9 protein-coding genes are annotated in these 10,588 nt (G+C 75.5%); 2 read left to right on the top strand and 7 right to left on the bottom strand.

Annotation, left to right across the window (positions count from 1 at the left end; all coding sequences use genetic code 11):
* Positions 1–42: 42 nt before the first annotated feature.
* From hutI to ACFCX4_RS29840, 6 genes are all read right to left on the bottom strand, one after another.
* Positions 43–1,227 carry an imidazolonepropionase gene (gene hutI / locus ACFCX4_RS29865; protein ID WP_376149095.1) on the bottom strand — a complete coding sequence of 395 codons (1,185 nt, stop codon included), beginning with the start codon at positions 1,225–1,227 and terminating at the stop codon, positions 43–45.
* 24 nt (positions 1,228–1,251) lie between these two features.
* On the bottom strand, positions 1,252–2,628 hold the full coding sequence (locus ACFCX4_RS29860; protein WP_376149092.1) for a formimidoylglutamate deiminase: 1,377 nt from the start codon (positions 2,626–2,628) through the stop codon (positions 1,252–1,254).
* Positions 2,619–3,803 carry an allantoate amidohydrolase gene (locus ACFCX4_RS29855; RefSeq protein ID WP_376149097.1) on the bottom strand — a complete coding sequence of 395 codons (1,185 nt, stop codon included), beginning with the start codon at positions 3,801–3,803 and terminating at the stop codon, positions 2,619–2,621. Before ACFCX4_RS29855 ends, ACFCX4_RS29860 begins: the two co-directional genes overlap by 10 nt.
* Before the next feature lie 107 nt (positions 3,804–3,910).
* Positions 3,911–5,578 (bottom strand): urocanate hydratase, encoded by a 1,668-nt coding sequence (hutU, locus tag ACFCX4_RS29850; protein ID WP_376149090.1) that lies wholly within the window; start codon positions 5,576–5,578, stop codon positions 3,911–3,913.
* 354 nt (positions 5,579–5,932) lie between these two features.
* Positions 5,933–6,256 (bottom strand): hypothetical protein, encoded by a 324-nt coding sequence (locus tag ACFCX4_RS29845; RefSeq protein WP_376149089.1) that lies wholly within the window; start codon positions 6,254–6,256, stop codon positions 5,933–5,935.
* A 78-nt stretch (positions 6,257–6,334) separates the two neighbouring features.
* Positions 6,335–7,204, bottom strand: coding sequence for a MurR/RpiR family transcriptional regulator (locus ACFCX4_RS29840; RefSeq protein WP_376149086.1), 870 nt, complete (start codon positions 7,202–7,204; stop codon positions 6,335–6,337).
* Between the two features lie 220 nt (positions 7,205–7,424).
* Between ACFCX4_RS29840 and ACFCX4_RS29835 the strand changes: the two genes are divergently transcribed.
* Entirely contained in the window at positions 7,425–7,862 is a 438-nt protein-coding gene (locus ACFCX4_RS29835) for a hypothetical protein (protein WP_376149083.1), read from the top strand.
* 43 nt (positions 7,863–7,905) lie between these two features.
* Here ACFCX4_RS29835 and hutH read toward each other — a convergent pair whose 3' ends face one another.
* On the bottom strand, positions 7,906–9,483 hold the full coding sequence (gene hutH, locus ACFCX4_RS29830) for a histidine ammonia-lyase (protein WP_376149080.1): 1,578 nt from the start codon (positions 9,481–9,483) through the stop codon (positions 7,906–7,908).
* Between the two features lie 221 nt (positions 9,484–9,704).
* On the opposite strand from hutH, the gene fdhD reads away from it, so the two are divergent.
* Positions 9,705–10,529, top strand: coding sequence for a formate dehydrogenase accessory sulfurtransferase FdhD (gene fdhD, locus ACFCX4_RS29825; protein WP_376149077.1), 825 nt, complete (start codon positions 9,705–9,707; stop codon positions 10,527–10,529).
* Positions 10,530–10,588: the final 59 nt, after the last annotated feature.

Here is a 10,588-nt window from a genome sequence, read left to right as displayed (position 1 = left end):
CGCCCCGGCCCCGCCGGCCCGCCGCCCCCGCCGGGGGCGCGCTCAGACCTCCCGCACGCCCCCGCGCCAGACGGCCGCCGTCAGCGGCACGCCCGGCCGGTACGCCAGGTGCACGTGCGAGGGCGCGTCCAGCAGCTGGAGGTCCGCCCGGGCGCCCACCCGCACCGTGCCGACGTCCGTGCGCCGCAGCGCCCGCGCGCCGCCCGCGGTGGCCGCCCAGAGCGCCTCGTCGGGCGTCATGCCCATCTCGCGCACCGCCACCGCGATGCAGAACGCCATCGAACTGGTGAAGCTGGAGCCCGGGTTGCAGTCGGTGGACAGCGCCACCACCGCTCCCGCGTCCAGCAGCCGGCGGGCGTCCGGGTACACCGCGCGGGTCGAGAACTCGGCGCCCGGCAGCAGCGTCGCCACCGTCGACGAACCGGCCAGCGCCGCGACGTCCTCGTCGGTGAGGTGGGTGCAGTGGTCCGCCGAGGCCGCCCCCAGCTCGACCGCCAGCTGCACGCCCGGGCCGTGGGTGAGCTGGTTGGCGTGCACCCGGGGGATCAGCCCGCGCCCGATGCCGGCCGTCAGGACCGCCCGCGCCTGGTCGCCGTCGAACGCGCCCTTCTCGCAGAACACGTCCACCCAGCGGGCGTGCGGCGCGCAGGCGTCCAGCATCGGGCCGGTGACCAGCCCGACGTAGCCGGCCGGGTCGTCCGCGAACTCGGGGGCCACCACGTGCGCACCCAGGTAGGTGGTCTCCGGCGTGTACGAGGAGGCGATCCGCAGCGCCCGGGCCTCGTCCTCGACGGTCAGCCCGTAGCCGGACTTGCACTCGACCAGGGTGGTGCCCTGGCGCAGCGCCTCGCGCACCAGCCGGGCCACGTTGGCGTCCAGCTCGGCGTCGGCGGCGGCCCTGGTCGCGGCCACCGTGGTGCGGATGCCGCCCGCAGAGTAGGACTGCCCGGACATCCGGGCGTTGAACTCGGCGGTGCGGTCGCCCGCGAAGACCAGGTGGGCGTGCGAGTCGACGAAGCCGGGCAGCAGGGCGCGGCCCGCCGCGTCGAAGCGCTCGTCGGCGGCGGGCGCCGCGGCGGCCGGGCCGACCCAGGCGACGGCGCCGCCGTCGATCACCACCGCCGCGCCGGTGAGCAGGCCGAGCGGCCCGCCCCCCTGCGCGGGGTCGTTGGTGACCAGGGTGCCGATGCCGGTGATCAGCGTGCTCGGAACGGTCGGGGAGGTCACGTCATACCTTTCGGGAGCGAGGTCTCAGCAGCTCAGGGCTTCGATCGAGGACTTCAGCGCGCCCGGCACGTCCGGCACCAGCAGGTGCACGCCGTCCCGGACCACCTGCCGCCCGCCGACCACCACGTGCCGCACGTCCGCCGCCGAGGCCGCGAACACCGCGATCTCCGCGCCGAGCCGGGGCGCGGGGCCCGCGGTGCGCACCGAGTCCAGGGCGATCACGGTGAAGTCGGCCAGCGCGCCGGCCTCGATCCGGCCGGCCTCGGGCCAGCCGAGCGAGGCGTGGCCGTCCTCGGTGCCGGCCCGCAGCAGCGCGTTCGCCGTCCAGTGGCCGCGGGTGCGGGTGCGCAGCCGCTCGTCCAGCTCCAGCGCGCGGGCCTCCTCGAACGGGTCGACGACCGCGTGGCTGTCGCTGCCCAGGGTGACCGGGCAGCCGCCGGAGGCCAGCTGCCGGGCCGGGCCGATGCCGTCCGCGAGGTCCCGCTCGGTGGTGGGGCACATGCAGACGGTGGTGGAGGAGTCCGTGAGCAGCTTGACGTCCTCCTCGGTCAGGTGGGTGGCGTGCACGGCCGAGGTGCGCGGGCCGAGCGCGCCGCGGTCGGCCAGCAGCCGGGTCGGGGTGACGCCGTGCGCGGCGAGGCAGGCGTCGTTCTCGGCGGTCTGCTCGGACAGGTGGACGTGCAGCGGCGCGGAGCGGGCCGCCGCCCAGTGGGCGACGGTGCCGATCTGGTCGGCGGGCACCGCCCGCACCGAGTGGATCGCGGCGCCGGTCCGGGCGTGCTCGCGCGGGCGCAGGGCGGCGGCCCGCTCGGCCCAGGCGTCGGCGTCGCCGTCGCTGAACCGCAGCTGCGGCCTGGTCGGCTCGGCGCCGAAGCCGGAGGACAGGTAGCAGGTGTCGAGCAGGGTGATCCGGATGCCGGCCCGGGCGGCGGCCTCGATCAGCGCCTCGCCCATCGCGTTGGGGTCGTCGTAGCGGACGCCGCCGGGCGCGTGGTGCAGGTAGTGGAACTCGCCGACGGCGGTGATCCCGGCGAGCGCCATCTCCGCGTAGGCGGCGGTGGCCAGCGCCAGGTACCGGTCCGGGTCGAGCGCGGCGGCGAACCGGTACATGGTGTCGCGCCAGGTCCAGAAGGTGCCGGAGCCGACCTGGACGTGACCGCGCAGCGCCCGGTGGAAGGCGTGCGAGTGGGCGTTGGCCTGCCCGGGCAGCAGCAGGCCCGCCAGCCGGACGGCGCCGGGCGGGCAGGGCCCGCTGTCCGGCTGCACCCGGGCGATCCTGCCGCCGGTGCCGGTGGTGATCAGGACGTCCTGCTCGACCACCGGCCCGTTGACGTGCGGCAGCCAGGCGTACTGCGCCCAGAAGGTCGTCGTTCGCGCGGCGCCGCCACGGCCTACTGACACGCCAGGTCCTCCAGTACGTCGGCGAGGGCGGCGACGCCGGCCAGGCAGTCGGCCGTCTCGGCGTGTTCGGCCGGGGAGTGCGAGACCCCGCTCGGGTTCCGCACGAACAGCATGGCGGTCGGGACCGCCGATGCCAGGATTCCGGCGTCGTGTCCCGCGCCGGTGGGCAGCACGGGGACACCGCCCAGCCGCGCGGCCAGGCGGTCGCGCAACGGGCCGTCGAAGTCCACCACCGGGGTGTAGGACTCGCGGGTCAGCTCGACCCGGACGCCGTCGCGCGTGCCGCGCTCGTCCGCCGCCCGGCCGATCTCCTCGACCAGCGCGGCGAGGGTCGCCTCGTCGGCGGCCCGGGAGTCCAGCCAGCCGCGCACCAGGGAGGCGATCGCGTTGGTGCCGTTGGGTTCGACGGCGACCTTGCCGAAGGTGGCCAGCGCGCCCGCGAGCTTCGCCTTCTTGCGGGCGGCGAGCACCGTGGTGGCGTAGGTCAGCATCGGGTCGCGGCGGTCCTCGATCCGGGTGGTGCCAGCGTGGTTGGCCTCGCCGTGGAAGTCGAACCGCCAGCGGCCGTGCGGCCAGATCGCGGAGGCGACGCCGACCGGCCGGTCCTCGGTGAGGTGGCGGCCCTGCTCGACGTGGAGTTCGACGAAGGCGCCGATCCGGGCGAGCCGTTCGTGGTCGGCGCCGATCGCCGCCGGGTCCTGGCCCGCCCGCTCCATCGCGTCGGGCAGCCGGACGCCGTCGGCGTCGCGCAGCGCGTGGGCGCTCTCCCGGTCCAGCACCCCGGCGGTGAGCCGGGAGCCGATGCAGGCCACGCCGAACCGGGCGCCCTCCTCGTCGCCGAAGTTGACGACCGCCAGCGGGCGGGCGGGGGCGGCGCCCCTCGCCCGGAGCTCGTCGAGGGCCGCGAAGGAGGAGACCACCCCGAGCGGGCCGTCGAAGGCGCCGCCGTCGGGGACGGAGTCCAGGTGCGAGCCGGTGACGACGGCGTCGCCGGCCGCCGGGTCGCCCAGCCAGGCCCACTGGTTGCCGTTGCGGTCCAGCTCGTAGCCGAGGCCGCGGTCGCGGGCCTGCTGCTCGAACCAGGCGCGGCACTCGGCGTCGGCGGAGTTCCAGGCGAACCGGCGGTAGCCGCCGGAGGAGGCGGAGCGGCCCACCGGGAGCAGCTCCGCCCACATCCGTTCGAAGCTGCCGGCGCTCAGGCCGCTCACGGCTCCGCCGGTGCGGTCGGTGCGGTCGGTGCGGTCGGTGCGGTCGGTGCGGTCGGTGCGGTCGGTGCGGTCGGTCACAGCTCGCCCATCGGGACGCGGACACCGCGCTCGGCGGCGACCTCCCCGGCGCGGTCGTACCCGGCGTCGACGTGCCGGATGACGCCCATGCCGGGGTCGTTGGTGAGCACCCGGCGGATCTTCTCGCCGGCGAGCGGGGTGCCGTCGGCGACGGTGACCTGACCGGCGTGGATCGAGCGGCCGATGCCGACGCCGCCGCCGTGGTGGATGGAGACCCAGGACGCGCCGGAGGCGACGTTGACCATGGCGTTGAGCAGCGGCCAGTCGGCGATCGCGTCGGAGCCGTCCAGCATCGCCTCGGTCTCCCGGTAGGGGGAGGCGACCGAGCCGCAGTCCAGGTGGTCGCGGCCGATCACGATCGGGGCGGACAGCTCGCCGCTCGCGACCATGTCGTTGAACCGCTCGCCGGCCTTGTCGCGCTCGCCGTAGCCGAGCCAGCAGATCCGCGCCGGCAGGCCCTGGAAGTGCACCTTCTCCTGGGCCATCCGGATCCAGCGGTGCAGCGACTCGTTCTCCGGGAAGAGGTCGAGGACGGCCTTGTCGGTCCTGGCGATGTCCTGCGGGTCGCCGGACAGCGCCGCCCAGCGGAACGGGCCCTTGCCCTCGCAGAACAGCGGGCGGATGTAGGCGGGCACGAAGCCGGGGAAGGCGAAGGCGCGGTCGTAGCCGGCCAGCTGGGCCTCGCCGCGGATCGAGTTGCCGTAGTCGAAGACCTCGGCGCCGCGGTCCTGGAAGCCGACCATCGCCTCGACGTGCCGGGCCATCGACTCGCGGGCGCGCCGGGTGAACTCGGCGGGCTTCTCGGCGGCGTAGGCGGCCATGTCGTCGAAGGCGACGCCGGCCGGCAGGTAGCTCAGCGGGTCGTGGGCGCTGGTCTGGTCGGTGACGATGTCGATCGGCGCGTCCATCACGAGCAGCTGCGGGAACAGGTCGGCGGCGTTGCCGAGCAGGCCGATCGAGAGCGGCTGCCGCTTGTCCCGGGCCTCGGTGGCGAGCTGCAGGGCGTGGTCGAGGTCCTTGGCCTCGACGTCCAGGTAGCGGTGCTCGATCCGGCGGGAGATCCGGGACGGGTCGCAGTCGACGCAGATCGCCACGCCGCCGTTCATGGTGACGGCCAGCGGCTGGGCGCCGCCCATGCCGCCGAGGCCGGCGGTGAGGGTGATCGTCCCCTCCAGCGTGCCGCCGAAGCGCTTGTTGGCGACGGCGGCGAAGGTCTCGTAGGTGCCCTGGAGGATGCCCTGGGTGCCGATGTAGATCCACGAGCCGGCGGTCATCTGGCCGTACATGGTGAGCCCGAGGCTCTCCAGCCGGCGGAACTCCTCCCAGTTGGCCCAGTCTCCGACGAGGTTGGAGTTGGCGATCAGCACGCGCGGCGCCCACTCGTGGGTCTGCATGACGCCGACCGGCCGGCCGGACTGCACCAGCATGGTCTCGTCCTGCTTGAGCCCCTCCAGCGTGCGCACCATGGCATCGAAGGAGCGCCAGTCCCGCGCCGCCTTGCCGGTGCCGCCGTAGACGACCAGCTTCGACGGGTGCTCGGCCACCTCGGGGTCGAGGTTGTTCATCAGCATCCGCAGGGCCGCCTCCTGCTGCCACCCCCGGGCCGTCAGCCCCGTCCCCCGCGCCGCCCGCACCTCGCGCGGACCGCTCGCCTGCTGCACCATGTCCCGGCCTCCTCGACGGATGAATTCATTCAGGCTCGACTTGGCTGAATATAACCAAACATCCAGCCTCCGGCCAGAGCCCGTCACCGCCCATCACCGCCCGGCACCGTCCGCGGGCCCGCATCCCGCACCACGCCGAACCCGGCGGACGGCCGCGAATCGCCGGGGCGCCGCGGTCCTGCTCGCCGCGGATCACCGCGACGGCACCCCGACCCTCCGCACGCACCCCCGTGCCGGCGCACGCCGGGGCGTCCCGCACGGCCGGTGCGGCGGGTACGGCGAGCCGGTACCGCCGGGCCGCGGGCCTCCGGTCCTCCGGTCCTCCGCCGTACGCCCCGCGGGGCCGGCCCTCCCTCAGGCCGCGGCGTCGTCGTCCCAGTGGATGCCGATCTCGGCGAGCCAGCGGCGGTCGGCGGCGTCGAAGGTGTCGGGGACGCGGGGCGGGCGGGGGATCTCCTGGACGGGCCCGAGGCCGTACCGGTCGGCGGCCGCGGCGGCGCGGGCGTCGGGTTCGATGACACCGACGTGGACGACGGTCTCGTCGCCCGGATCGAGGACGGTGAGTTCGGGTTCGGGCAGACGGCGCAGGGTGACGCGGCGTCCGCAGCTCGGGCAGGACCACTCGTCGGCTCCGGAGGCGAGCCGGCCGACGAACTTCATCTCGTGGATCACGCGCATGGCGGCACCCCCTGCAGGGAGGGATGCCCCGGTTGGTGACGAATACTCCGGCCGCGCTGTTCGAGGTTTGTCCGGCGGCTATTCGAGGAACAGGCCGCGCACCGCCGCGGACTGTTCGATCGCCTCCAACCGCGCCTCCGCGCCCGGGAGTTCGTCGCACATGCTCTGCAGCAGCACCCGGCCGAGCATCATCGGCGCGCAGGCGGTGTCGAAGACCAGACCGGTGCCGACGGCGGCCGGCAGCATCAGGTCGGAGAGCTTGGCGACCGGCGCGAAGGCGCTGTCGGCCACCGTGACCACGGTCAGCCCGCACTCCCGGGCCACCGTCAGGGCGTCCATCAGTTCGCGCGGGTAGCGCGGCAGCGCGAAGCAGAGCAGCACGCTCGCGCCCGCCGCGGTGGCCTGCTCCAGCCGGTCGGCGAGCAGGCTGCCGCCCTCGTCGAGCAGGCGGATGTCGGGGTGCACCTTGGAGGCGAAGTACGCGAAGCCGCGCGCCTGCGCGGAGGCCGCGCGCAGGCCGAGGACGGGCAGCGGGCGGGAGGCTGCGAGCAGGCGGGCGGCCCGGGTGACGGGCTCGGGGTCGGCGAGCAGTTCGGCGAGGTGGCGCAGGTGCTCGATCTCGGCGAGCACGGCCTGCTGGTGCTCGTTGCGCACCGCGTCGGCCGGGGTCTCGGGGGCGGCGGGCTCGCCCGCGCCGAGTTCGCGCAGCTGTTTGCGCAGCGCCGGGTAGCCGTCGTAGCCGAGGGCCACCGCGAAACGGGTCACCGAGGGCTGGCTGACGCCCGCGAGTTCGGCGACCTCGACGCTGGAGAGGAACGGCGCCTCGGTGGCGTGCCGCACCAGCGAGTGCGCGATCCGCCGCTGGGTGGGGGTGAGCCGGTGCCCCTCGAAGAGCTGGAGCAGCCGGGCGGAGGGACCGACCGGGCCGGCGTCGTCGGTGGCGGTCATGGCGGTACCTCCGGATACGGGCTGTTCGGACGACTGTGCAGCAGCGGGCCGCGGGTGGCAAAGACGTCTCGCACGGCGGAACGCCCGGCGAGATGTCCGGGGTGCGGACCTCCGGGCGGGCTCCGGACGTCTCGGGGTGACCCTGAGATCTCCCTGAGAGGGCCCTGAAACCCCGTCGTACGGATGGACCCGCCCGCCCCGCGGGAGGAGGCTGGTGCCCATGGACACTCGCCAGGACGACCTGCGGCGCGATCTGGACGCCACGCTGCAGGCCCGCAAGGAGCTCGGCAAGGAGTACGAGTCGGAGCTCGTCGACTCGTTCCTCGCCCGGCTCGACGCCCGGCTGGACGCCCGGGTGGAGCGCCGGGTCAGCGAGCGGCTCGGCCCGGCCGACGGCTACGGCCCGGCGGCCGGGGCCCCCTACGGCGCGCCGGGGCACGGCCACCGCCCGCGCCGGTTCGGCCGGGGCGGCTCCCGGCTGCCGGTCGTCTCCATGGCCCTGGGCATCCCGCTGTCCGCCATCTCCGGCGGCACCGCGGGTTTCTGGGGCCTGCTGGTCTGCTGGACCGGCATCGTCGGCGTGAACGTCTCCGCGGCGCTCGCCGAGCGCGTCGAGGAGCGGCGCCGGCCGTCGGCCCCGCGGAGCGAGTGGGACTGAGACCCCGGGCCGCCGGCCCCGCCCGCTCCGCACGGCCGCTCCGTCAGGCCAGCGGGCCGGTGACCCGCTCGACCGCCCGCACCAGCCCGCCGGAGGCGACCAGCTCCGCGGCGGCCTCCAGGTCCGGCGAGAGGAAGCGGTCGCGCCCGGCCCCGCCGACCCCGGCGGCACGGGCGGCGGCCACCGCCGCGGCCGTGGCCGGCGCCGGCGAGCCGGCCGCCCCGGCCTGCTCCCGGATCTCCAGGGCCCGCGCGGCGGCGGTGAGTTCGACGGCGAGGATGCGGCCGAGGTTCTGCACGGCCTGGCGCAGCTTCCGGGCGGCGGACCAGCCCATCGAGACGTGGTCCTCCTGCATGGCCGAGGAGGGGATCGAGTCGACCGAGGCCGGCACCGCGAGCCGCTTGTTCTCGCTGACCAGCGCCGCCTGGGTGTACTGGGCGATCATCAGACCGGAGTCCACGCCCGGGTCGTCGGCCAGGAAGGCCGGCAGGCCGTGCGAGCGGGCCTTGTCGAGGAGGCGGTCGGTGCGGCGCTCGGAGATCGAGCCGAGGTCGGCCGCGGCGATGGCCAGGAAGTCCAGCACGTAGGCGACCGGGGCGCCGTGGAAGTTGCCGTTGGACTCGACCCGGCCGTCCGGCAGCACCACCGGGTTGTCCACCGAGGCGGCCAGCTCCCGGGAGGCGACCAGCACGGCGTGCGCCAGGGTGTCGCGCCCGGCGCCGGCGACCTGCGGGGCGCAGCGGATCGAGTAGGCGTCCTGGACGCGCGGGGCGTCGTCCTGATGGTGACCGGTGAGGCCGGAGCCCTTGAGCACGGCCAGCATGTTGGCCGCGGACAGCGCCTGGCCGGGGTGCGGGCGGATCGGGGCGTGCAGCTCGGGGGCGAGCACCTTGTCGGTGCCGAGCAGCGCCTCCAGGCTCATCGCCGCGGTGATGTCGGCGGTGGTGAACAGGAGCTGCAGGTCGGCGGCGGCCATCACCAGCATGCCGAGCATGCCGTCGGTGCCGTTGATGAGGGCGAGGCCCTCCTTCTCCAGCAGTTCGACGGGCTCGATGCCCGCGGCGGCGAGCAGCTCGCCGGCGGGCTTCTCGGCGCCGTCGGGGCCGGTGGCGACGCCCTCGCCCATGAGGACGAGCGCGCAGTGCGAGAGCGGCGCGAGGTCGCCGGAGCAGCCGAGCGAGCCGAACTCGCGGACCACCGGGGTGATCCCGGCGTTGAGGATCGCCGCCATGGTCTCCGCGACCAGCGGACGCACGCCGGTGCGGCCGCTGGCGAGGGTCTTCATCCGCAGGAACATCAGCGCGCGGACCACCTCGCGCTCGACCGCCGGACCCATCCCGGCGGCGTGCGAGCGGACCAGCGAGCGCTGCAGCTGGGCGCGCAGCTCGGGGCTGATGTGCCGCACGGCGAGGGCGCCGAAGCCGGTGGAGACCCCGTAGACGGGGCGCGGTTCGGCGGCCAGGGCGTCGATCCGGGCACGCGCGGCCGCCATCTCGGCGAGCGCGTCGGGTCCGATCTCGACGCGGGCGTTCCCCCGGGCGACGGCCAGCACGTCCTCGGCGCTGACGTCGGCCTTGCCGACCCGGACGAGCGGCGCGTGGGGGGCCGCAGCACTGTGCATATCCATATACATCATCTCACCAGGTGAATGAGGATATGACAACCATCCAGGACCATCCGAAACTCCGGCCCCGGAGACCCTGCCGCACCCGCCCGGCGGCCCCGCCGGCGGACCGGCCGGCCGGTCACCAGGATTTTCGGATACCCGGCCGCGTGACGCACCCTGTGGGGAGGCGTCCGGCGCAGCGCCGGGCACGGCGGACCTGGAAGGCGGGCGGCGCGATGACGCGGGCGACGGCACGGCGGCGGGTGCTCCGGCTGCGCGGGGACGGGCGCGGCACCCGGCCGGACGCGCTGGCGGCCGAGGAGCCGCTGGAGATCAGGCTCGGCGGCGAGCCGCTCACCGTCACCATGCGCACCCCCGGCCAGGACTTCGACCTGGTGGCCGGCTTCCTGGTCGGCGAGGGCCTCGTCCACCGCGCCGAGGACCTCGCCGCGCTGCGCTACTGCGCCGGCACCGACGAGGACGGCGCCAACACCTACAACGTGGTGGACGCGACGCTGCGCGGCGCCGCCCGGGCGCTGCCGCTCTCCGCCCACCGCAACCTGCTGACCACCAGCGCCTGCGGCCTGTGCGGCCGGGACACCGTGGACGCGGTGCGCACCCATGTGCGCCACCCGGTCGGCGACGACCCGCTGACCGTCCCGCCCACCCTGCTGTACGCACTGCCCGAGCGGCTGCGCGCCGCCCAGCGGACCTTCGACTCCACCGGCGGCCTGCACGCCGCCGGCCTGTTCGACGGCCGGACCGGCGAACTGCTCTGCGCCCGCGAGGACGTGGGGCGGCACAACGCGGTGGACAAGGTGGTCGGCTGGGCGCTGCGCGAGGATCGGCTGCCGCTGACCGGACACGTGCTCCTGGTCAGCGGCCGGGCCTCGTTCGAGCTGACCCAGAAAGCGGCACTGGCCGGCGCGCCGCTGCTGGCCGCCGTCTCGGCGCCGTCCTCGCTGGCCGCGGACCTCGCCGAGGAGCTGGGCCTGACCCTGGTGGGCTTCCTGCGCGGCGAGGGCGCCAACGTCTACACCCGCCCCGACCGGATCGTCTGACCGGTCCGGCCCGACGATCCGGTCGGGGCGGAGCGGGCCCCGGTCACACCCCCGCGGCC

The sequence above is a fragment of the Kitasatospora sp. NPDC056327 genome (assembly GCF_042261735.1).
GTDB lineage: Bacteria > Actinomycetota > Actinomycetes > Streptomycetales > Streptomycetaceae > Kitasatospora.
The sequence above is the reverse complement of the archived record's forward strand: the minus strand, read 5'-3'. Positions and strand labels throughout refer to the sequence as shown.